General features: G+C 47.2%; 20 protein-coding genes and 1 tRNA gene. 14 read left to right on the top strand and 7 right to left on the bottom strand.

Annotated elements, in window-relative coordinates:
• Window positions 1-41 precede the first annotated feature (41 nt).
• On the top strand, window positions 42-2,222 hold the full coding sequence (gene nasC, locus KSP24_RS08605; RefSeq protein WP_126666126.1) for an assimilatory nitrate reductase catalytic subunit NasC: 2,181 nt from the start codon (window positions 42-44) through the stop codon (window positions 2,220-2,222).
• Window positions 2,223-2,354: 132 nt separating this feature from the next.
• Here the strand turns inward: nasC and KSP24_RS08600 are convergent, their stop codons facing one another.
• Together KSP24_RS08600 and KSP24_RS08595 are read right to left on the bottom strand one after the other, a co-directional pair.
• A complete protein-coding gene (locus KSP24_RS08600) occupies window positions 2,355-3,428 on the bottom strand; it encodes an anthranilate phosphoribosyltransferase (RefSeq protein ID WP_216974904.1) in 1,074 nt (357 codons plus the stop codon).
• Window positions 3,429-3,448: 20 nt separating this feature from the next.
• The gene (locus KSP24_RS08595; RefSeq protein WP_117288964.1) at window positions 3,449-4,051 is read right to left on the bottom strand and encodes an ANTAR domain-containing response regulator; all 603 of its coding nucleotides are present in this window, start codon (window positions 4,049-4,051) and stop codon (window positions 3,449-3,451) included.
• A 443-nt stretch (window positions 4,052-4,494) separates the two neighbouring features.
• Between KSP24_RS08595 and nirB the strand changes: the two genes are divergently transcribed.
• Together nirB and nirD are read left to right on the top strand one after the other, a co-directional pair.
• Window positions 4,495-6,927: a nitrite reductase large subunit NirB gene (gene nirB / locus KSP24_RS08590; RefSeq protein WP_216974903.1), complete on the top strand. Its 2,433-nt coding sequence runs from the start codon at window positions 4,495-4,497 to the stop codon at window positions 6,925-6,927.
• A gap of 12 nt (window positions 6,928-6,939) precedes the next feature.
• Window positions 6,940-7,269 carry a nitrite reductase small subunit NirD gene (gene nirD, locus KSP24_RS08585; protein ID WP_216974902.1) on the top strand — a complete coding sequence of 110 codons (330 nt, stop codon included), beginning with the start codon at window positions 6,940-6,942 and terminating at the stop codon, window positions 7,267-7,269.
• 276 nt (window positions 7,270-7,545) lie between these two features.
• Here nirD and KSP24_RS08580 read toward each other — a convergent pair.
• Window positions 7,546-7,617, bottom strand: a tRNA-Val gene (locus KSP24_RS08580).
• Window positions 7,618-7,756: 139 nt separating this feature from the next.
• Between KSP24_RS08580 and KSP24_RS08575 the strand changes: the two genes are divergently transcribed.
• Window positions 7,757-8,200, top strand: coding sequence for a GNAT family N-acetyltransferase (locus KSP24_RS08575; protein WP_025675812.1), 444 nt, complete (start codon window positions 7,757-7,759; stop codon window positions 8,198-8,200).
• 86 nt (window positions 8,201-8,286) lie between these two features.
• The gene (locus KSP24_RS08570) at window positions 8,287-8,523 is read left to right on the top strand and encodes a DUF3892 domain-containing protein (protein WP_216974901.1); all 237 of its coding nucleotides are present in this window, start codon (window positions 8,287-8,289) and stop codon (window positions 8,521-8,523) included.
• A 128-nt stretch (window positions 8,524-8,651) separates the two neighbouring features.
• On the opposite strand, the gene KSP24_RS08565 is transcribed toward KSP24_RS08570, so the two are convergent.
• Window positions 8,652-9,410 (bottom strand): MBL fold metallo-hydrolase, encoded by a 759-nt coding sequence (locus KSP24_RS08565; protein WP_013371898.1) that lies wholly within the window; start codon window positions 9,408-9,410, stop codon window positions 8,652-8,654.
• Between the two features lie 200 nt (window positions 9,411-9,610).
• Between KSP24_RS08565 and KSP24_RS08560 the strand changes: the two genes are divergently transcribed.
• Entirely contained in the window at window positions 9,611-10,168 is a 558-nt protein-coding gene (locus KSP24_RS08560) for a hypothetical protein (RefSeq protein WP_013371897.1), read from the top strand.
• A gap of 79 nt (window positions 10,169-10,247) precedes the next feature.
• On the top strand, window positions 10,248-10,553 hold the full coding sequence (locus KSP24_RS08555; protein WP_007431055.1) for a DUF1292 domain-containing protein: 306 nt from the start codon (window positions 10,248-10,250) through the stop codon (window positions 10,551-10,553).
• Between the two features lie 111 nt (window positions 10,554-10,664).
• Here the strand turns inward: KSP24_RS08555 and KSP24_RS08550 are convergent, their stop codons facing one another.
• The gene (locus KSP24_RS08550; protein ID WP_013371896.1) at window positions 10,665-12,140 is read right to left on the bottom strand and encodes an aminotransferase class I/II-fold pyridoxal phosphate-dependent enzyme; all 1,476 of its coding nucleotides are present in this window, start codon (window positions 12,138-12,140) and stop codon (window positions 10,665-10,667) included.
• A gap of 187 nt (window positions 12,141-12,327) precedes the next feature.
• Between KSP24_RS08550 and KSP24_RS08545 the strand changes: the two genes are divergently transcribed.
• Window positions 12,328-13,614 carry an MFS transporter gene (locus KSP24_RS08545; protein WP_216974900.1) on the top strand — a complete coding sequence of 429 codons (1,287 nt, stop codon included), beginning with the start codon at window positions 12,328-12,330 and terminating at the stop codon, window positions 13,612-13,614.
• Between the two features lie 42 nt (window positions 13,615-13,656).
• On the opposite strand, the gene KSP24_RS08540 is transcribed toward KSP24_RS08545, so the two are convergent.
• The gene (locus KSP24_RS08540; RefSeq protein ID WP_013371894.1) at window positions 13,657-14,289 is read right to left on the bottom strand and encodes a YktB family protein; all 633 of its coding nucleotides are present in this window, start codon (window positions 14,287-14,289) and stop codon (window positions 13,657-13,659) included.
• Between the two features lie 279 nt (window positions 14,290-14,568).
• Between KSP24_RS08540 and KSP24_RS08535 the strand changes: the two genes are divergently transcribed.
• Both KSP24_RS08535 and gndA read left to right on the top strand, forming a co-directional pair.
• On the top strand, window positions 14,569-15,168 hold the full coding sequence (locus tag KSP24_RS08535) for a hypothetical protein (RefSeq protein ID WP_013371892.1): 600 nt from the start codon (window positions 14,569-14,571) through the stop codon (window positions 15,166-15,168).
• Between the two features lie 174 nt (window positions 15,169-15,342).
• Window positions 15,343-16,749 (top strand): NADP-dependent phosphogluconate dehydrogenase, encoded by a 1,407-nt coding sequence (gene gndA, locus KSP24_RS08530; RefSeq protein ID WP_013371891.1) that lies wholly within the window; start codon window positions 15,343-15,345, stop codon window positions 16,747-16,749.
• 247 nt (window positions 16,750-16,996) lie between these two features.
• Here the strand turns inward: gndA and KSP24_RS08525 are convergent, their stop codons facing one another.
• A complete protein-coding gene (locus KSP24_RS08525) occupies window positions 16,997-17,302 on the bottom strand; it encodes a rhodanese-like domain-containing protein (RefSeq protein WP_013371889.1) in 306 nt (101 codons plus the stop codon).
• A 268-nt stretch (window positions 17,303-17,570) separates the two neighbouring features.
• Here KSP24_RS08525 and aroA point away from each other — a divergent pair, with 268 nt between their 5' ends.
• The 4 genes from aroA to ptsP all read left to right on the top strand — a co-directional run bounded on the left by aroA (window position 17,571) and on the right by ptsP (window position 23,256).
• Window positions 17,571-18,863, top strand: a complete 1,293-nt coding sequence (aroA, locus tag KSP24_RS08520) for a 3-phosphoshikimate 1-carboxyvinyltransferase (protein ID WP_216974899.1) — start codon at window positions 17,571-17,573, stop codon at window positions 18,861-18,863.
• 33 nt (window positions 18,864-18,896) lie between these two features.
• Window positions 18,897-19,331, top strand: a complete 435-nt coding sequence (locus KSP24_RS08515) for a CoA-binding protein (RefSeq protein WP_017427811.1) — start codon at window positions 18,897-18,899, stop codon at window positions 19,329-19,331.
• A gap of 299 nt (window positions 19,332-19,630) precedes the next feature.
• Window positions 19,631-21,514 carry a glucose PTS transporter subunit IIA gene (locus KSP24_RS08510; RefSeq protein ID WP_013371886.1) on the top strand — a complete coding sequence of 628 codons (1,884 nt, stop codon included), beginning with the start codon at window positions 19,631-19,633 and terminating at the stop codon, window positions 21,512-21,514.
• The gene (ptsP, locus tag KSP24_RS08505; protein WP_216974898.1) at window positions 21,511-23,256 is read left to right on the top strand and encodes a phosphoenolpyruvate--protein phosphotransferase; all 1,746 of its coding nucleotides are present in this window, start codon (window positions 21,511-21,513) and stop codon (window positions 23,254-23,256) included. Before KSP24_RS08510 ends, ptsP begins: the two co-directional genes overlap by 4 nt.
• The last annotated feature ends 118 nt before the right edge of the window (window positions 23,257-23,374 follow it).

Below are 23,374 nucleotides of genomic sequence, written 5' to 3'. Positions count from 1 at the left end.
ATTGTGGGAGTTGTAGTGAATGGAGAGGGAAGGTGACTTTTATGTGTCAGTCAGGAGAAAACAAACTGGAAGCCGGTCAATACGTCCTCCCTGTGGTGGAGACACAGTGCCCATTTTGCAGCGTGCAATGTAAGATGACCGTTAGTACGGAAACGGAAGCACTCGCGGGTATCGTTCGAACGGTGTATAAAGCGGAAGGGAAACCTAATGCAGCCTCACAAGGCAGGTTGTGCATCAAGGGAATGAATGCGCATCAGCATGCAACTCATGCAGAAAGGCTGACACAGCCCCTCCTGCGCAAGGAGGGCAGGCTCGTTCCTGTCCCATGGGGAGAGGCGATAGATGCTGTAACCAGCAGTTTCTCTTCGCTACTGTCCACGCAGGGTCCTGATGGAATCGGCATTTACGGCGGAGGCTCGTTATCGAATGAAACGGCTTATTTACTTGGGAAATTTGCCAGAGTGGCTATAGGTACGCGCTATATTGATTATAACGGGCGCTTCTGCATGTCGGCGGCAGCATCTGCTGGCAGCAAAGTGTTTGGTGTTGACCGCGGACTGACCTGTAGGCTGGCTGATATTCCGTTGGCTCGTTGTATTGTGCTTGCAGGCACGAATATCGCTGAGTGTCAGCCGACGTTAATGCCTTATTTTCACCAAGCGAAGGAAAATGGCGCGTTTATCATCGTAATTGACCCGCGCACGACTCCCACAGCGGCAATAGCCGATCTGCACCTGCAAATCAGACCAGGTACGGATGCTGTACTGGCCAATGCCATGCTAAAGGTCGTCGTGGATGAGGGATTGATAAATGAAGAATTTATCCGCAAGCGGACCAACGGGTATGACCAGTTGTTGACTCATTTGAATGGGGTGAATCTGAACGAATCGGCTGCGCTGTGCGGAATTGAGGCAGAAATGATCCGGCAGGCAGCACGTGCCTTTGGCGGCGTGGAGACTGGCATCGTTTTTACAGCCAGGGGCGTCGAACAGCAGACGGATGGGCATATGGCGGTACGTGCATTTCTAAATCTCGTGCTGGCCACCGGAAAGATTGGAAGAGAAGGGTGCGGGTATGGGGCCATCACAGGTCAGGGGAACGGGCAAGGAGGGCGAGAGCACGGTCAAAAGGCTGATCAGCTTCCTGGTTACAGATCGATTGAGAATGAAGCAGACCGAGCCTATGTTGCGTCCGTGTGGGGAGTTGAACCAAGCAGCTTGCCGGGAAAAGGAGTATCGGCCTATGAAATGATGGAGCTTGTGAATCAGGGAGAAATTCAAGCGCTGTTCGTGATGGGCTCTAATCCTGTTGTGTCTAACCCGAATGCACGGTTGGTCGAGGACGCGCTGGAAAAGCTGGATTTGTTGATTGTGGCGGATATGTTTCTCACTGAAACGGCGCGAATGGCCGACGTTGTTTTGCCTGTGACGTCATATTTGGAGAATACGGGGACGATGACTAATCTGGAAGGCCGCGTTTTGCTGCGGGAAGCGGTGCGCCTTGCACCGGGCGAAGCTAGAGATGACTGGAGCATTTTATGCCAAATAGCTGCAAGGTTGAACAAGGGGAGGTACTTCGCATATAAGGATGCAGAGGATATCTTTGAAGAACTGCGTCTCGCTAGCCGAGGGGGACTTGCTGATTATTACGGGATCACTTATGACAGGATGCGTCGCGAGGAAGGGGTGTATTGGCCATGCCCATCTATGGATGAAGTTGGTACGGATACGATGTTTCGGGAAAGTTTTGCTCTTTCCGACCGAAGGGCTGTTTTTACAGTGGTTGAAAGCTGTGGAGCAGGAGAAGAAATATCCGAGGAATATCCGCTTACTTTGACGAATGGCCGCGTGCTGGCTCACTATTTGACTGGCGCGCAAACACGCAGAAGTCCTTCGCTGGCCGCGCGTGAGATTGAGAATTATGTAGAAATTCATCCGCGTACTGCGCAGCGCTGGTATATCAGGGACGGGGAGTGGGTGGAAATAACATCCCAGCGCGGCAGCTTCACCGTCCGCAGCCGGATCAGGCCACATATTCGCGAAGACACGCTTTTCGTGCCCATGCATTGGGGCGGGACGCAAAATGTAAATCGGGCGACCCGTCCCGACCTTGATCCGTTCTGCCGGATGCCCGGCTTCAAGACGGCAGCTGTATGCATCCGTCCCCTCCGCCTAGCTGTAGCTGCAACCAGTGGACATAACGGGGAGTGGTCACAGTTCTAGAACAGGAAGGTGTGAGTGCATCTTCTTTTTCCTTGCATAAAAGGCCCGCCCCCTTTGCATGAGCATGGGGGCGGACCTTTTTGAGTAGTTCAGTTTATGTCCCGATAAATGCTGGACTGTAGGAGACGAGTTTTATAAATGAAAATGGGGTTCGGATGTGTTGGCACCCGTTTTTATTTCTTTTCTCAACATAGCTTCACGCCAGCGGCAGTACAACTCCCAGGCGTTCCCGTTTTCAAGCAGCGGTTTGCAGGTGTACAAGCCTTCCTCAATGGAGTCGACTCGCCCTGCAATGAACAGTCGTACCGCGCCGTTGAGCAACACTTGATTCGAGAAGGCAGTAGGAGCTGTGCCTTGCAGCACTTCCTCTGATATGCGCAGCTGTTCAGCAGGGGTCCAGCGGTGTTCTGGTACTACCGAATCCAGCCCGTACATTTCGGGATCTATAACCTGAAGTGACACCTCGCCGTCAGTAAACAGGTAAGTCCGGGTCGGTCGATCGATGAACAGGTCCTCCGATCCTTCGCTCCCCTGGATGATCAAAGCCCTGCGATAATTTAGATTCTGCATGACTTTCGCCGTCTTGTCGAATACGGTGTTGTGGAAAACACCAAATACAATGTGCGGGGAGGAACCATAATCAACCAGTTTCTCGGCTGTGTTCAGTACTGTGCGAAGCCCCAACTCTTCGCGAATAGACCGCAGATCCCGCAGGGGCGTGCACCATTGTTCGGAAACAACGAAAAGCACGCCTGTCTGCTTCGCAGCATGGATGGCGGTTTCGTGTGTCATGTCCGCAATCGCTACCCCCATCTCTTGCAACAAAAGTGGGAGTGTAACCCCCCATTTGGGAGGTAGGGGGGCACTGCCATGCATCGTTACAGGTAATCCGTATGAGGCAAGTAGAAAGGCAGTTGCGAAGGTAGCAATAAATGATGACTTCCTACCGTCGTACGGACCGGCGAAATCAATGCCTTCCTGCATGGGAAAGCGGTGGGAATATTTGCGACAGACATTAACGAATGCTTCCAGCTCGGCAACACTCTCCATTTTGATGCGTTCCGCGGCAAAGAAGGCACCGATTTGAGCTGGGGTTGCTGACCGGGTCATAATCAGTTCGGCGGCAGTTTCGGCTTCGGCATAGTTCAGATCACGAGCGCCTCTTTTGCCGCGCCCAACTTCTTTTAATATTTCAATGATATTCATGTTCAGGCCCCTTTCAGGTTTTATGCTTTTAGCATTTGTTGTGCTTTTACAATGGAGATGGCCACATCAACGATTCGTTTGCGCTCATTCATCGCTTTTTTACGCAGCAGATCATATGCCTCCGCTTCCGGGATGCTGTTTACTTCGCCAAGTATCCCCTTCGCCATATCAATCCATTTGCGTTCTTCCAGCCGAGCGGTCAGTTGTTTGCGTTCACTTTGCCAATGCTGGCGTTCAAAAAAGCGTTTGGCGCTAAAATGAAGGGCCCAATTCAGCTCATGGGCTGCCATGGAAGGGGTTAGAATACCGTCGACAGTCACGTCTGCTTCACAAGCCTCCGTCGATGACAGCGCTGATGTCGCGCTGCACCACCAGAGCAACGGAATTGCTTTGGTTTGCTCCAACCTGCTACTCCACATACTGATTGTGCCGACAGGTATGTTTAGTACGGCCGCATCTGCATTATGGATGAGCTGTTTGATTTCAGATTCATGGCGGCAGGGCAAAGGCAGGTATCCGTTGGATTCTAAAAGGTGCTCAGGTTCTGCCTGCCATGAGGGAATGGTGTCTGCCTGCTCGGATGCAGGGTCAGCATGTGAGTGAATTACCAACAAGGAACGCAAGCGGGCTCCTCCTCTCTTTAACATGAAGGGTAAATAAGCATGAGGATTGTATGTCTTGATAAGAAATATGACATATAACTTGATGAGATGGGTTTGCTTTTCCATCATAATGAAGTGGAAACGGACTTTTAAACCATTTTGGCGTGTTTTGGACTGAAAATCAATCCTAATTTTGTAGAAGAGTGATATTTTATACGTCATCAATATGTTACTTAGTGATAAAATATTATTTTTACGAGATTTTGCGTAAGGAATATTGACATGTGATTTGAATCGTTATATATTGGCTACAGTACTTTAAATTCATACTCTGATGGATACAACGGCGTATTCGATGAAACGGCAATGGAGCCTGTTTTCACATGTGGAGGGATGTTTTGCATCCCCGTATGTGAAGCAGGCTTTTTATGTTTTAAGGATAGAAATGGAGAGGGAGTGACCTAATGAACTACATCCAAAAATTAGTGCTGGTCGGCAACGGAATGGCGGGGATACGCACTCTCGAACATTTGCTGAAGATCGCACCAGGTGCCTATGAGATTACGGTATTTGGGGCCGAGCCCCATCCAAACTATAATCGGATCATGCTGTCCTCTGTTCTTGCCGGTGGAGCAGGTTTGCAGGATATTATCATCAACGATTGGAATTGGTATGAAGACAATAATATCCGATTGTATACCGATGATCCTGTCACAGCGATCGATACGGAAAAGCGACAGGTGACTTCACGATCCGGTGTATGCGTCTCTTATGATTTACTGTTGTTGGCAACAGGTTCTAAACCCTTCATTTTGCCGCTTCCAGGAGCCGACAAGGATGGTGTGATTGGGTTCCGGGATATTCGTGACTGCGAGATGATGATGGAGACGGCGAAGACGCACAAAAAAGCGGCCGTTATCGGCGGCGGATTGCTTGGGCTAGAGGCAGCCAGGGGGCTACTCAATTTGGGAATGGACGTTACAGTTATTCATATTAACGGTTATATTATGGATCGGCAGCTGGATGAGGCTGCTTCCCTTATGTTACGGCGCGAGCTGGAGGAACAGGGAATGACTTTTCTGGTCAATAAGCGGACGGCGGCTATCACCGGGCGTCGTCGCGTGGAAGGGCTAAAGTTTGCTGATGGCAGCGAACTGGAAGCGGATTTGATCGTTATGGCGGTAGGTATCAAACCAGACATTGAACTGGCGGTGTCAGCGGGAATCCCCGTAAACCGCGGTGTCATCGTAAATGATCACATGGAAACGAATATTCCTGGCATATATGCCGTTGGAGAATGTGCAGAACACCGGGGAATCACTTACGGTCTGGTTGCCCCATTATATGAGCAGGGGGGCGTCCTGGCTCAGCGACTCGCGGGAATGGAGACTCCTGGCTACAGTGGTTCCGTTACTTCTACAAGATTGAAGGTATCGGGCGTCGATGTATTTTCAGCAGGAAATTACAAGGATGAGCCGGGAACGCGATCACTGCGGTATCAGGATGATATTGATGGCGTCTACAAAAAAATCGTCATTAAGGAAGAAAAACTGATCGGTGCCGTTCTGTTTGGGGATACCTCTGATGGAGCCAAGTTGTTTTCTCTGATTAAAAGTGGGGAGTCGGTGGTTGGTCGAGAGAAAGAGTTGTTACTTGGCTTTAACCCTGGTCAACCAGAAGGTAGTGGCACCATGATGCTGGAGCAGATGCCTGAACATGAAATTGTATGCGGATGTAATGGTGTATCCAAGGGTGACATTAGAGAGGCGGTTGCGGCGGGCTGCAGGAGTCTTGGGGAGATTAAGGCCTGCACGAAGGCATCGGCATCATGCGGCGGCTGCAAGCCAGTAGTGGAGGGGCTCTTACAGCTGTACGCAGGTGCAGAAACCGGAGAACCGATTAAAGAAGGGATATGTGGTTGTACAACGCTTGATCGGGAAGCGATTATTGATGGTATCCGGGGAATGGGGCTGAAGAGCGTCAAAGAAGTGATGAACGTGCTGGGCTGGAACGAACCTGAAGGATGTACCAAATGCCGACCAGCCCTCAACTATTATCTAGGTATGCTGTGGCCACTGGATTATGAGGATGAGAAGGAATCCAGATTCACGAATGAAAGGTACCATGCCAATATCCAGAAGGATGGTACCTACTCTGTGGTGCCCCGCATTTATGGAGGAGTTACTTCACCTGCCGACCTGAAGAAGATTGCCGCTGTCGCGGAGAAATACAACGTGCCTTTGGTTAAATTTACGGGTGGTCAACGTCTTGACTTGCTTGGTGTGAAAAAGGAAGATCTACCGGGAATCTGGTCTGAATTGGATATGCCATCAGGGTATGCATATGGAAAGACATTGCGAACGGTCAAGACGTGCGTTGGTAACACCTTTTGTCGCTTCGGCACACAGGATGCTATGGGTATGGGCATCCGGTTGGAAAAGGCATTCGAGCGTCTGAATGCACCATCCAAAGTCAAACTGGCTGTGTCGGGCTGTCCGCGTAACTGCGCAGAAGCGACGATTAAGGATTTGGGCGTTGTCGCTATTGATGGTGGCTGGGGGATCTACATTGGAGGTAATGGCGGTATTAAGGTGCGGGCAGCAGAACTGCTGTGTACTGTAAAAACCGAGGATGAAGTGATGGAATGGACTGGTGCCTATTTACAGTATTACCGTGAGCAGGCGAATTGGAACGAGCGAACAGCTCATTGGGTAGAACGGGTAGGCGTAGACTCGATCAAACAGGTACTAGCAAATGCGGAGATGAGGCAGCAACTGGTAAGCAGAATTGAGGAGACGTTAAGCACAACGACGGATCCGTGGCACGAAATCATTCATAACGAAGAGCTGCGCAAAAATTTTGTGCAGCTGCCAGAGCTTAAGGCAGTAATGGAATAGGGGGCTGACCAAATGGAGAGCAATACGATAACCAGCAGAATCAGGATTGCAGATCTGAACGAAATTGACCAACGTGGAGCAAGAATAGTTCGCATTCAAAATACAGAGATAGCCGTATTCCGCCTTAGTGACGGCAGCGTGCGTGCGCTTGAGAACCGTTGTCCGCACAAAGGGGGACGGTTATCTGAAGGAATGATCTGTGGATCGGTAGTCCATTGTCCGCTCCATGACTGGAAAGTCGACCTATTCACCGGCCAGGTGCGAGATCCGGATACTGGATGTGTGACCACTTACCCCACAGAGATTGACAGTGAGAGTGGAGCTGTTTATATCGTAATCTAGGGGCTCCGTGTATATTGTGCTTGGGGCTGGCTTAGTTGTTCTTCTATATAATAGAAGAGATATGTATTGCCTAACGATTCTCTAGAATTCAATCTTACTGAATAAAGAGATATTACAGCTTAAGTGTAACGGTAGAGTATATAAAAAAGTCAACCTTATTTCAGGTTGGCTTTTTTGTGCTCAAATCTTAAACAATGACCTGTTTCTCTTTTTAGCAAAATTCGCTGTATCTCCAAATAAACAAAAAAAGCCTTGAATATCAAGGCTTTAGACGTATAGGACGGATGGGGATCGAACCCATGACCCTTACCCTGTCAAGATAATGCTCTCCCGCTGAGCTACCGTCCTGTAGTTACTAGATAATATCATGTATTAACCATATATGTAAAGTGAAAAAATACAAATCGGCCTGTACTTCATAACCATTTATATATATAATTCAAATTTAGCGAGTTTACATTTGAAATTAGAGATGGAGGAACAGATGATGGCCGCAGAAATTATAACTGTAACAACAGAAGAGCAACTGCAGAAGGCAATATTAATCCGGACCAAAGTGTTTGTTGAAGAGCAAAAGGTTCCTCTAGATCTTGAAATTGATCATTATGACAAGCTGGGAGATACCGCCCATCATTTGCTAATTTGTGAACATGGGGAAATGGTGGCTACTGGTCGGTTGACATATTATGATGAGGATACAGCTAAAATGCAACGTATTGCCGTTCTCAAGGAGCATCGTGCAGCAGGTTATGGACGTGTATTACTGCTAGCACTGGAGGAACGTGCACGTGAACTGGGGCTGAGATACTCGTTGTTAGATGCTCAATGTCAAGCTGAGAAGTTTTACGAAAAACTTGGCTATGAAACGATCTCTGATGAACCTTTTGACGATGCGGGAATACCGCACGTACGTATGCGTAAAAAGTTGTAATTGAGGCACGGGGTGTATACAAAGCTGTACAATGCGCATGCTAGTAAAAGTTCCTCCACTATACTATGGATAAGGAGCGATGCAGCATGGCGAATACAGAACGAGAACAAATTACGGCAGTACGTAAAAACGGGGATGGCGATCTTACGTCATTTCAGACATCTACTGGACGGATTTTGGATTATACCCAAGCGTTGAACGAGATTGAAGCAGGCTCCATTGCAGGCGTCAACGTGTTCAAGGCCAAGGATGGAAGCAAACGAATTCGAGGGGATGCCGATGGAGATCCTTCTAATAACCTGGATCAACTGCCGTTGTTCTGACCTTGACTCGCAACATTAACGTCCAAGCTTATCATTGTATACAAAAAATATGCAGCAAGCCGCCCGGCTATCCTTTGTAGGAAAGCCGGGCGGCTTTTTGTTAATTGTTTAAGCTCTCATTAGCTCGGCTACTCTGCACGTTCCAAATCTGCTAGCGGATAAACTCGCTGCTGCTCCAGAAAGGACATAATCCCTGCCTTATCTCTAAATTGTTCCATATCATCACTATAGTGCATCAGATGAATTTGCTCTTGCAGAGGTGTTGGCAAGCTTAGCAGCTCATCTAACGTTGTATGTACTTCTCCAGCGCCTTGTAACTGAACCTCATGTAAAATGCTCCGGCATCCCCGTTCATGCACCAGATGATGAAGTAAATCAGGATCAAAAACCATGTCCGCACTATAAAAAAGACGATCATTTATGAACAAAGAGTAACTGTGTTTACCAGGAATATGCTGTGTAGGGATCAGCTCTACCTGGATACCGGGTACTAATGTGGTGGATACGCCAGGCGTTATGACATTTACCTCAAATACATCCTCAAGTTTGTCAATCATACCTTGCTGGGACATGCCGCCCTTGAGCGTATGCTCCCATAAAGGGTGGATTAATGGTTCGGCGATATAAAGTAGAGGTTTGCGACGATGGAGGATATTCATTTGAAAACCAAATTCCTCTAAGCCCCCGACATGATCTGCGTGAATATGTGTGATTAAAATAGCGTCAATATCAGGCAAAGGGACACCCATCTGGTGTAATGCCAGCGATGCGGTTGTACCGCAATCGATCAGCAGCTTGCCTTCCCCGCTATCCAGCAGCGCGTTGTTGTTGTAATAATGCTTGGCAAAGGCGCTGCCTGTACCAAGCATTTGTATCGTTAGGCCCATTATGGATTCACCCTCCAGACGATGTGTTATAAGACATTCTACAATCGTATTTTAACATCTAGGCTGCGAGAACTAAAGATTTGGCTCCTCATGTAAAAACTTTGGACAATTTGTGAAACACAGCGCAACTTGTGCGGCTGAGCTAGGTATAAATGTACGACAGATGGTTTTTAACAGATAACGATGGAGGGATATGTAGTATGAAATGGAGAAAAGTGATGGCCCTAGTGATGGCCTTTTCAATAATGGGAGGGACCGTCATTTCGGCGGAGTCCGCCAAGGACCAAGTGCAGTTGATTATTAACGGAGAAGTGTCAAAAGATGGCGCAGTTGTCATTGATGGGAAAACTTATGTGCCTATCCGTGATTTTAATGGGCTTGTAAATTTTGATCCCTCTGGTGGAAAAGTTGTTTTTGACCAGCCAAACGTGCATATGTTCCTGTTCAAGGGGGATACTGTGTTTGGTAACGTGAATAAAGGTAACAAAGTGAAGTTTAATGTTTTCAGTCAAATTGATACCCTGAAAACAGATATTTCCGGAGTGAAAGTAGCAATTACCGACCCTTCGGGCAATGTAAAGGATATTCAGTCCCAAGATATCAAAGGAGCGCAAAAGGATAACTTCTGGTTCCGTACAAACGACTTTACGTATGATTTCAAAACAGCAGGAAACTATCGGGTCGGTTTCTACATTAAAGAAAGTAAAGATGGCAGTTATACCCTCGTGTCCGAAAAAGTCATTACAGCGATAAATTAGGCATACCACAAATTGACCTGCACTCTTGATCATGTTACGATACGAGGGAAAATAAAACAATTTGAAGGTAGGTATTTCCATGAGTGATCACAAACATGAACACGGTGAAGCCTGCAACCACGATCATGACCACGAACATGAAGAAATGGTTCTTACGCTAACTGATGAAAATGGCAAAGATGTAGAAATGGTGCTGGTAGAGACCTTTGACGTAGAAGATCACGTGTATGCTCTTTTGCTTGAGCGAGGCAATCCCGAAGCGGATGGTATCATTCTTCGTATGGAAGAAGAAAACGAAGAAATGGTGCTTTACAATATTGAGGACGAAGATGAGTGGAAGCGTGTAGAAGCTGCATATAGCGAGCTTGTTGCCCAATACGAATAGGATTGGATACAGTAGCTGTTCTTGCTCTTCACACAATAGAAAAGCCCCCAAATGGGGGCTTTTTTTGTTGACTATCAACATTTTTTGCAAGCAGGTGTTAACGGATCATGTTTAAGAAATAGCGTCAGTTTCAACGATAACCTTCACCTGATGTACCGTTCGATCCTCAGGTCCTTTAACAGGCAGGCCTACTTCCACATGATCTACAATATAATCAATATTGTCCTGCGAAATAACTTCTCCCGGCAATAGGATCGGGATGCCCGGTGGGTATACATAAATGAATTCTGCAATGATACGGCCAGCAGATTCCTTGAAGGGCACGATTTCTGTATCTCCGTAAAAAGCGTCTCTCGGAATGAGGGAGAGCTGCGGTATATCCGGTATCTTTACAACCAGCTCATGCTGCTGACCTGTGGAATAGTGCAGTGCAGCCAGCTCTCGCAAAGCTTTTAATAAAATGTCAATTTCCTCTTTGGTATCACCAGGGGTCACCAAACAGAGAATATTATACATATCGCTAAGCTCAACCTCGATATTGTAGTGATCTCTCAGCCAATTTTCCACATCATATCCGGTAAGGCCTAAATGGCGAATATGAACTGTAACTTTGGTCGGATCATAATCATAGGTAGCTTCTGTGCCAAGAATTTCGCTGCCAAAGCAATATAGCCCTTCGATTTTGTTGACCTCTGCGCGGCAATATTCAGCTAATTCCAGAGCACGTTGTGCGATTTCATGGCCGTTAAGGGCCAGGTTGCGTCGGGATGTGTCCAACGAAGCCAGCAGGATATACGAAGTGGACGTCGTTGTCAGCATGCTGAAAATAGTTTGTACACGTTGCGGATTAACGAATCCGTTTTTTGTATTGACATTCAGTATCGAGCTTTGAGTCAAGGAACCACCCAGTTTGTGGACGCTTGTAGCTGACATGTCTGCCCCCGCCTCCATAGCGGACATCGGCAAATCAGCGTGAAAATGAATCAGTACTCCGTGAGCCTCATCGACCAGGACCGGCACATTATAGCTGTGAGCGAGATCTACAATTTCCTTCAAATCGGCGCACACACCGTAATATGTCGGGTTGATGACAAGGACGCCCTTGGCGTCAGGGTGACGTTCCAATGCCCGGCGTACGGACTTGGTTGTAACCCCGTGGTGAATACCGAGATTCTCATCACTGACTGGAGAAATGAATACCGGCTTCGCACCAGCGAAGATAATGGCAGACATTATGGATTTGTGTATATTTCGGGGTACAATAATTTTATCACCTGGCATGCAAATGGACATAATCATGGTGATAATGGCTCCGCTTGTCCCCTGTACACTGTAATAAGTATAATCAGCTCCGAAGGCTTCTGCTGCAAGCTTTTGAGCTTCTTCAATGACGCCTGATGGCTGATGCAGATCGTCCAATGGAGCGATGTTAATCATATCTATGGAAAAAGCATTATCCCCCATAAATTCGCGAAATTCCCGATCTGCGCCCACGCCCTTTTTATGACCTGGGATGTGAAATTGAACCGGGTTGCTCTGAGCATGCTTTTTCAAAGCAGTAAAAAGCGGGGTGTTGCTTTGATTCATTAGTGTTGTCACAACCTTTCATGCAGGATTTCGACAATCCTGTGCAATTGATAATAGAACAAAATTGAGTATAGCAGTTTGAAGTAGGAATGCAAGCGATTGAGGGCGCATTTATTTGCGAAAGAGCGGAGTAGGCGGAGAACCCCGAATGTATAGACAATAAACGAAGGCGGAGGATGTGGGATAAATGAAGCAAATAAGACGAAAAAAAGCTTCGCAGCGGCTGTGGACTCCTTTTTTCGCCAAATTATGGATACTGGTGTTTCTGGTCGAATTCATGAAGGGATCTCTTCTGGTATCCATCCTGCCGGTATATATGGGAGAAACGTTAGGGCTGTCGGCCGGAATTATCGGTTTAGCCTTTTCGCTTCAGTATTTTGGAGACAATGCATTCCGGGCACCGGCGGGCTGGATGGCTGAACGGCTCGGTTATCGTGGAACGATGTCAACCGCGTTGTTGTTTACCCTTGTAGCGATCATTATGCTAAGCACCCTGACAGAACCTGTGTGGCTCGTCATCGCGTGTCTGCTGCTAGGACTGGGGACATCTCCGCTCTGGCCTTGTGTGATGACTGGAACGACCGAAATGTCTGGTCCTAATAACAATAACGGTGCAGCGATGGGGACACTGGAAATTGCGTCCATGGGCGGAACGGGCTTCGGTCCACTCGTTATGAATTTCGCCATATCCCACTACGGACACTCTTACGGTATGGTGTTCATGATTTTGATAGGATGCAGTATTGTATTGCTGCTGGTTGCTCTTATGCTGCCTGGAACGAACAGGTCTGCTGGCAAAGACGACCTCGAACAGAGCGCTCTCATATCTTCTGGTGGGAACTCCAAGCAGAAGCGGCAAGTGTTGAGAGGTATCCAGGAGACGATCCGCACGCTCAGAACAAAGCTTAATGTAAATCCGTTAATTTATCCTGCGCTGTTTTTGCAGTCCTTTGTCATCGGCTTGATCAGCCCTGTGCTAACGCTGTACGCGCGCACGGATCTCGGAATTTCACCGAACCTGTATAGCGTGCTTCTGATTGCCGGTGGTGGGGTGACTGTGCTGGCATTGATCCCTTGTGGCAAGCTGGTGGATCGCCTTGGAACCAAGTACTTTTTGCACATCGGTTTTTTGCTTGCCGGGACCACGCTATTTTTCTTTTCAACAGTACAGACCATTCCACTTGTGTTTGTATCTGTAGCCATTATTGGCTTGGGATATGCGCTCATTTTGCCTGCATGGAACACGTTTCTTGCCCAACTGATTCCGGAAAGCGAGCGTGCAACAGTATGGGGCTTTTTTTTAACACTCCAAGGCTCTGGTATGGTTATTGGTCCGCTCGTTTCAGGAGTGCTATGGGACCGTGCTGGACACACAGCTCCATTTTTCATCAGTGGGATCGTGATGCTGCTCATGTTTGGCTGCCATCTGGCTTTGGCGCGCAATCCACGGAGAAAAACCGTTGTTAAGACTTGAACGGTGCTCTTAGTAGCGGATCAGGGACGCATTTATCTGAAGCTAGTCCTTTGGAAAAGACATCCGGTACAGTGGCAGTAAATGCTCAAAGGTGGAACGCACCGTCTGCAGTAACGCAGCTCCGTCACTGGCAAGAGGGTCATTACGATCAATACGGAGCCCACACATGACCTCGGCTTTTTTCACCTGCTGCAGCTTGTTAATGATGGTTTGAAACTCTTCCATGTCCATTTGCTGCTGTTCTGTACCTTTTGGATCCATATGATCCATGGACCAGTAGAAATGACCTGGTATGTTAGAGCGCACATCGCTCAGGTTGGCTTCAAGCGCCTGGGCAAACGTGATTTTATTCGGACTTTCATAAATGACTGCGAATATGACGAATATATGGGAAGCGAACATACCTACCTCAAAATGCGGCAACGCCTTATACCCGCGTTTATTTGCCGCCCAGGCTACCCATGTATCGATCGGGGGATTGACCTTGCGTCGTGCATGCTTGGCCACGTGAACGTGCATAGGCTCCCCGCATAAGTCCGTCAGGAAGGGGGCTAACTCCTCGCCAATCGCCTCCAACTTGGGCCGAACCTGCTGAATCAGCACCTCCATGCGAGGTTCCAATCCTGGTATTTCAAAGACATCAAAGTCCTTTGCAGTAAATCCACTGAATGTCATTCCTATTCCTCCTGTATCTAGGCTAAGCCATATCGTGTGACGTAATATGTCCGATTATAGCATAATGTCAGCGGGCTTGGCCGACTTTAGGCCGGGCTCGGTACAAGCATATAAGGCAAAAGTAGGATTGTGCGTTGTTACTCATAAAAATAGGTCAAATAACCAAGTACCCTTACATAAAATGAAGTATAAAATAGAGCAAGGGAAGATCAAGCGGGAAAGCCGCAGGCTTGCTGTAGCCGGACTTCTTGAATCGGACTTGAAAAAGGAGGGAATGCCGTGAACAAGGGCTGTGAGGTAGAATATTGCAATCTAGAGCTCCGGTTTAGCCGTCGGCATATCCATAATCTGATCAAGGATTTGATATCGGAAGGGTATTCGCTGTACTGGAGCGAGGATGAGTCGTATCTGGTTTTGTCGGTGAGAACCGGGCGCAAGCTGGTGAAGCTCCGTTTTCAACAATTGCGCACTGGACACTACAAGCTGGCTGGAGATTATGTAATCCGCGATGCCAAGCTAGCTGAGTGGTTGGAGAAGCTGATTGGAAGCACCCGAGGTCATGCCATTGTCAAAAGAGTCAAGGATCATCATATTTTGGTGGAAAATATTTTGTTCGGCGAGGTCATTCGTCTGGTCGAGGTTACTGGCTTTAAGCAGCGCGTTATTTATCAGAAGGGACCGGTGCTGTCCGCTCAGGAAATGGAGGATATGTATGCTTCCAATGAAGGGGAAACCCGGCTGCTGCTGCTTAAGATGGAAGTAGACGATGAATTGGAGAAGCTGTTCAAGGCGATGACGGAGAAAGATACGATTAAAATCGAGAATAGCCATAAACGCCTGCAAACGCTATCTCACCAACTGCTGATGATGGAAGCGTAGTACATCAGAACACCTCATGCAAAATGGGGTGTTTTGATCTGCGATTAGACAGGGGTTCACTTCTGACACTAAAAACGTTAAAATAGAAGTGCACGTGTTCCGATTCACATAAAGTGTAATGCGGTAAAGCGGCGATATAGAACACAAAATATGTTGCAAAGGATGAGGAACCAGATGGCAAAACAGCAAATTGGTGTGATCGGCCTGGCGGTAATGGGTAAAAACTTGGCCCTTAATATTGAGAGCAGAGGCTTCACCGTTTCGGTTTTTAACCGCTCTCCAGAAAAAACGCACGATCTTATCAAAGAAGCAGAAGGTAAAAAACTGACGGGTACTTTCTCCATTGAAGAATTTGTGAACTCACTGGAATCACCCCGTAAAATCCTGATCATGGTTCAAGCTGGTAAAGCTACAGATGCCACGATTGAACAGCTTGTGCCTCATCTGGACAAGGGCGACATTATTATAGACGGAGGCAATGCCTACTTCCCTGATACACAGCGCCGCAGCAAGGAGCTGGAGGAAAAAGGACTTCGCTTTATTGGTACAGGCGTATCCGGTGGTGAAGAAGGTGCCTTGAATGGTCCTGCCATTATGCCAGGTGGACAAGAAAGTGCCTACAAACTGGTAGAGCCGATTCTGACTGCAATCTCTGCTAAAGTGGACGGCGACCCATGCTGTACATATATCGGTCCCGACGGTGCTGGTCACTATGTAAAAATGGTGCATAACGGTATCGAGTACGGCGACATGCAATTGATTGGTGAAGCATATCACTTGCTGAAATCTGTTCTGAATGTGAGTGCTGAAGAGCTTCATGAAATCTTTACAGAATGGAATAAAGGTGAATTGGACAGCTACCTGATTGAAATTACAGCTGACATCTTCTCCCAGTATGATGCTGAAACAGGCAAGCCTATGGTAGATGTGATCTTGGACGCTGCAGGTCAAAAAGGGACTGGTAAATGGACAAGCCAAAGCGCGCTGGATCTGGGTGTGCCATTGTCCATGATTACTGAGTCCGTATTTTCCCGTTTCTTGTCTGCTATGAAAGACGAGCGTATTGCGGCAAGCAAAGTGCTGAGCGGTCCTAAAGCTGAATCCTTCAGCGGCGACAAAAAAGAATTTATCGAAAGCGTACGTAAAGCACTGTTCGCAAGTAAAATTGTGTCTTATGCTCAAGGTTTCGCTCAAATGCGCGCAGCTTCCGATGAATATGATTGGGATTTGAAATACGGAAAAATTGCAATGATCTTCCGCGGTGGTTGCATTATCCGTTCGCAATTCCTGCAAAACATCAAGGATGCGTATGACCGTGATCCTGCTCTGAAAAACCTGTTGCTGGACTCTTATTTCAAAAATGTAGTAGAGACGTATCAAGATGCATGGCGTCAAGTGATTTCCGTGGCTGTATCTCAAGGTATTCCAGTGCCTGGCTTCTCCAGCGCGCTCGCTTACTATGACAGCTATCGCACTGAGCGTTTGCCAGCAAATCTGTTGCAAGCGCAACGTGACTACTTTGGTGCACATACGTTCAAGCGTGTGGACAAAGAAGGCGTATTCCATCATCAATGGTTCTAATGAACTGACGAATATGTAAGGATGCAGTAAGTAACACTACGGAAGCTTTTTTTGCCCTTGGGGTAGAAAAAGCTTCCGTTTTTTTGATTGGGTATTTTAGATACGAATTTGGATGTGCTAAAGGATTGTGTAATCTTTTGACGCTATGGTATGATAGAAGCATAATATTTTAATGCTTTACCGCGTCTAAGCCTGAGCCTGAATAAAAAAGACGGAAAGTTTCCGTCTCTTTTATAGACTAGCTGTTTTACTGCTCCTGTGACCATTGCAGCATGCCACCAGTCATGTTGGTGCAACCCTCGTAACCTAGCTGCTGCAAATATTCGCAGGCACGTTCACTGCGATAACCGCTCCGGCAAATAAAGATAATTTCACCGGTGCGTTCAATTTCCTCAAGGCGGCCCGGAATCTGTCCGAGCGGAATGTGCTTGGCACCTTCAATCATACCTTCCGCTACTTCTTCCGCCTCACGGACGTCGATCAATTGCAATTGCTCTCCTGCTTGCAGGCGTGCGCGAAGCTCAGAAGGTTCAATCAGAGCGATTTGCGTCATGGCTGGACCTCTTTTCTAATGTAAATGGGTACTACTTGTATTGTTGGCGTGTGAGAAACGTCACACTCTCTATGTATGATAGCGAAGCGATCTCTAAGCTGTCAATTAGCCTAAATCTAAAAATCAAATAAAGATTAGTCAACCAGGTTGCTAAACCTCGATAGACCTAGATGAATATTCCTTATTTTTTAGGTGGAGAAATGAACGTTACAACTTGTATAATTAACGTAAACTAGGATGGTTTGAATCGAAAAGGAGCATGTATAATATGGATGTTATCGTTAGACCTACCCCTTCCTTGCAAGGAGAGATTGGGGCTTTGTCCTCCAAAAACTACACGACTCGTTATCTGCTTACGGCTGCACTAGCCGATGGACAAAGTACTATTTATTATCCAGCTCATAGTGAGGACAGTGACGCTATGCGTCGTTGTATCACCGATCTGGGAGCAGTGCTGGAAGAGGATGATGAAAAAATAGTGATTACAGGTTTTGGTAGCCATCCTCAAGCTGTGAAGGAACTGAACGTAGGCAATGCAGGAGCGGTGCTCCGTTTTTTGATGGGAATTGCGTCCCTATGTCCGGATGTTACATTTGTGAATACATATCCCGACTCATTGGGGAAAAGGCCCCATGACGATCTAATTGATGCATTGGGCCAACTAGGTGTTAAAGTAGATCATCGTGAAGGCAAGTTGCCAATACGTATTCAGGGTGGTCAGGCGAAGGGCGGTAAAATTCAGGTGTCCGGCTCGGTTAGCTCACAGTATTTAAGCGCTCTGTTGTTCCTTACACCTTTACTGGAGGAAGATACTGAAATTGAAGTGCTGCATGATTTGAAATCCAAAGTGGTCATTGGGCAGACTCTAGAGGTATTGCAAGAGGCTGGTATTACCATTCATGCAAGTGATGACTACATGTCTTTCCGCGTCCCGGGGCGGCAATCCTATCAGCCACGTACGTATACTGTACAGGGGGATTATCCAGGGAGTGCTGCGGTGCTGGCGGCGGCTGCAGTAACGAATTCCGATGTTACCATCCATCGTCTTAAAGAGCAGAGCAAACAGGGAGAACGCGCTATTGTAGATGTACTGCGTATGATGGAAGTACCACTGACACATGAGAACGATACCGTTGTTGTAAAGGGGAACGGCCGATTGAAGGCCATCGAGTTTGATGGTGATGCCGCGACAGATGCTGTACTTGCCATGGTAGCTGCGGCTGTATTTGCCGAAGGTACATCTCGTTTTTATAACGTGGAAAATTTACGGTATAAGGAATGTGACCGAATTACGGATTATTTGAATGAGTTGAGCAAGGCTGGGGCTCGGGTAGAAGAACGTCAAGCGGAAATCATTGTGCATGGTAGACCGGAGGGTGTCGAAGGTGGAGTGGAAATCAACGCGCATTATGATCACCGTGTCATTATGGCATTGACGGTTGTAGGTTTGCGCGCGCAGAAGCCGCTAGTGATCAAGGATGCGCATCATGTCGCCAAATCGTATCCACAGTATTTCGACCATCTGACGACGCTTGGTGCTTCCGTAGAATGGGTAAAATAAAGGTAAGTTAAGATACAGACAGGAGGAGATAGAATGGCTTTTGAAAATCCGTCCAGAGAAGAGATTAAGAATATTTTGGAACAAGTAGGCAATATTGCGGTTGTAGGTTTGTCTGATAAATCAGACCGCACCTCATACATGGTTTCTTATGCTATGCAAAAGCGGGGATACCGGATTATTCCGGTTAATCCTGCGGCCGCAGGGCAAACAATTCTTGGAGAGACTTGCTATGCCAGTCTTGCTGAAGTACCAGAGCCCGTTGAATTGGTTAATGTATTCCGTCGTAGCGAATACTGCGCAGAGGTTGCGCGTGAAGCCGCTGCTATTGGAGCTAAGATATTGTGGCTACAACAGGGAATTATAAGCCAGGAAGCCGCTGACATTGCGCAGGAGCATGGAATGACGGTTATTATGGATCGTTGCATTAAGGTGGAGGATTCAGTGACCCAAGCTGTTCGTAAAGGATAATCACACCTCTGACCCATGCTATATGCACATGAAGAAAACCTTCTTCCCTTGTTTCATAGGGTTGAAGGTTTTTGGTGTGAAATCAGAATCATGATACAGTATATTATACTTTCAGGAATCCATATAATGTATATATGCTTGGAATGTGATGTGGTCTAGTTAAATTCATAGGGTTATCGTTGAGTAATAAGTTATATGACCTGTAAAAGCGTAAATAAATATTTTTGGCTGACGGAACCATGGCTTTGACAAAAGTATTTATTCGGCTTACCATCAGGGATAGAAGGGAGAGGAATGCCATGAATTGGCTCGGATCCTTACAACAGCTTGGTCGTGCTGTCATGCTCCCGACGATGGTGCTACCGGCAGCTGCAATATTGCTAAGTCTCGGCAGCCTTCCTTGGGCCACGTGGGGATTTCCTATGGTGTCCGATATGGCAAATGCGGCGGGACACGGGATTTTTTATTTTTTGCCGTATTTGTTTGCGGTTGGTGTTGCACTGGGTATGTCGAATCAAGCAGGTCAGGCGGGACTGGCTGCATTGGCTGGTATGGCTATATATGATCAGGTCACATTGAGATTTGGAAACGGACTCATTCAGCCAGCGACGCTCATTGGTATCATTTTGGGGATCATTTCAGGGTTGGCCTATAATCGCTTTAAAAGCATTAAGTTGCCTGAAGTGCTTCAGTTTTTTGGGGGAACCCGATTTGTTCTGCTGCTTATTGGTCTGTTCTCTGCTGTATTTGCAGGGCTCATGTTGATTATTGCTCCGCTGATTCAACGAGGACTGGAATTTATTGTAGGCCTGGAATCGAGCTTGGGCGGTTTTGGACTGCTTATTTACGGCATTCTATACCGGCTGTTGGCAGCTTTTGGTCTTCACCATCTGCTTAACAATATATTTTGGTTTCAACTGGGTACATACAAAACTCCGTCTGGCAACGTTGTGCAGGGGGATCTACCCCGGTTTTTTGCTGGCGATCCGACAGCGGGCTATTTCATGTCTGGGTTGTTTCCCATTATGATGTTTGCGATCCCTGCGATTGCTTTAGCGATCATTCAGGAAGCTCGTGAAGATTTGAAGCCAAAGGTGCAAAAAACGTTTCTGACGGCTGCATTGGTCTGCTTTTTTACCGGAGTGTCGGAACAGATTGAGTTTGCCTTTTTGTTTGCTGCTCCTTATTTGTTCCTCGTTCATGCGGTTATGTCCGGTCTGGCCATGTGGCTTACCTTTGAGCTGGACATTCATCATGGCTTTTCATATTCGGCGGGTTTTATAGATTATGTCCTTAATTTCCATCTATCACATAACGCCTGGTTGTTAATTCCAGTCGGAGTGGCATACGGGCTTGTGTATTATGTACTGTTTCGATGGGCAATCCGTCGCTTCCGGATTCCAACTCCTGGACGTGAGGAAGGCTCGGTTCTGGAGGATTGGGCCGGTAATATTCCTTACAGTGCTCCACTTATTTTGGAAGCACTCGGTGGGAAGGAGAACATTGTGCAGGTAGAAGCCTGCATCACCCGTTTACGGCTGACTGTCCATAATGACAGGCTGATTGATACCGGAGCGATGAAGGCATTGGGATCGGCCGGGCTTATTAATCTGGGCGGGGGGAATTTACAAGTCGTATTTGGAACCTATTCAGAACTGATTCGTGAGGAAATTGCAAAGCTGATGGAGCGTGATCTCCCTCAAATTTTGTTCAATGCTCCTGTACATGGAAAAATGCTACCGATTCATGAAGTGCCTGACAAAATTTTTGCAACGAAGCTGGTTGGGGACGGTGTTGCTTTTGTTCCTGAACGCGGTGAACTTGTGTCTCCGGTGTATGGTACTGTGATGCACTTGTATCCGACCATGCACGCTTTAGGCATCTCCACACGAGAAGGACTTGAGGTTCTGCTTCACATCGGGATTGATACTTCACAGCTAAAAGGGAATTTTACTGCTATGGTAGAAGCAGGCGATACGGTGGAACCGGGGCAATTGCTGATCAAATTTGATTTGCAGGCGCTACGAGAGCAAGCTCCATCGCTGGTGACTCCTATGGTCATCACGAATCCGGATCGCGTCAAGTCGTGGAGCTTTGCTCCGTTTAAAACAGTGAAAAAAGGTCAGGCTTCGGTAATGTCCGTTGTGCTGCATGACAGGAATGTTGGAGGGGTAGAAACATGATAGAAGGCATCGGCGCCGCAGCAGGTGTGGCCATCGGGAAGGCATTTGTCCTGCCGAGCTGGGAATGGGATTTACCTGATCAAAAAATGGATACGGTAGATCTAGCGAAGGAATTTGAACGTTTGTATGAAGGGATACGTACATCCAAAAGTGAAATCCAGTTTATTAAAGATGAGTTCCGAGAGATGGTGGGAGCGGAGGAATCCAGCATTTTTGATGCTCATCTAGCGATATTGGAAGATCCGGAGTTCATGAATGAAATTAGCGGCATTATTCAGCGTCAGTATAAGGCGGCCGAGGTGGCTGTGAAAGAAGCTATTGATCATTTTGTGACAATGTTTGATTTGCTGGATGATGAATATATGAAGGAGCGGGCAATCGACATCAAGGATGTGGGGAACCGACTGCTCAAGCATTTGCTGGGCGCACCGGAAGTGACTCTTCCCAAGGACACTCAGCCCTATATCCTGGTAGCCAAAGAGCTCTCACCATCCCAATCGGCACACTTGAATCCCAGCTATGTGTTAGGGATTGTGACTATGAATGGTGGTAAAACATCACATTCCGCGATTATGGCCCGTGCGCTTGGTATTCCACTCGTTTCTGGATTGGAGAGCAATATGAATTTGCCTGTTCAAACCGGAGATATGATGGTTGTGGACGGAGACCTGGGTAGGGTGTATGTGAATCCGGAAAAATCTGTAACAGACCACTATATCATTTTGCGTGACGAGCAGCGACGAAGAAAAGAGCAGCTTCAGGTACTCGCTTCAGTAGAAGCTGTGACCAAGGATGGAACCACGCTGAAGCTGGCAGCCAATATTAGCTCCGTTAAAGAGCTGGAGGCCGCTTTGAAGCATGGAGCTCAAGGTGTGGGGCTGTTCCGCACGGAATTTTTATATATGGATCGTAAATCTGCTCCTAATGAAGAGGAGCAGTATCAAGTATATCGACTAATAGCGGAAAAGGCAGGCAATCACTCCGTAGTCATCCGTACATTGGATATCGGCGGCGATAAGCCGTTGGATTATCTTGAGCTCCCAGAGGAAGAAAATCCTTTTCTAGGTTATCGTGCTATACGGATTAGTCTGGATTGGAAGGAAATGTTTAAAACTCAGTTGACTGCAATTTTGCGAGCCAGTGCAACGGGGAATATCAAGGTCATGTATCCGATGATCTCATCCGTGGAGGAAGTCCGTCAGGCAGATGCTCTTTTGAAAGAAGCTATGGCGGATTTGGATGCAAGAGGACTTGCCTATAATCCTAAAATTCAGCGAGGGATTATGATTGAGGTTCCGGCTGCAGCGATGATCGCGGATCTATTAGCAGCTGAAACCGACTTTTTTAGTATCGGAACGAATGATCTAGTTCAGTATGTGCTGGCTGTAGACCGTATGAATGAGCAGATTGCGCATATGTACCATCCATACCACCCCGCTGTACTTCGAATGCTGCGCATGACTGCACAAGCGGCACATCATGCCGGAATTGATGTGAGTGTCTGCGGTGAGATGGCTGGAGATGAACGATCCGTTCCACTTTGGCTGGAACTGGGAATACATCAGCTCAGTATGTCCCCCCAATCTTTGTTGCGGGTCAAGCATCGTGTGCTGAATACGACTGCATCTGAAGCAATGGCAATCGCTCGTGCTTGCTTTGGCATGTCCACTGGTGCAGCGATCGAAGACAAGCTGACTGCAGCTAATATCAGCTGTACCCCGGCCGGACCCGGGCGGCCGTAATATTTTAATATCCGCAATGCTTAGCTTGGCTCGTACAAAAAAGCACCTTCAAAACCATGAATAAAGTGGTTTTGAAGGTGCTTTTTCGATATAGCCATAGATAAGGTTACTCAAGTCC

Source organism: Paenibacillus sp. AK121, assembly GCF_019042715.1.
Classification (GTDB): domain Bacteria; phylum Bacillota; class Bacilli; order Paenibacillales; family Paenibacillaceae; genus Paenibacillus; species Paenibacillus polymyxa_C.
Note: the sequence above shows the minus strand (reverse complement) of the source record. Positions and strands in the feature narration are given on the sequence as shown.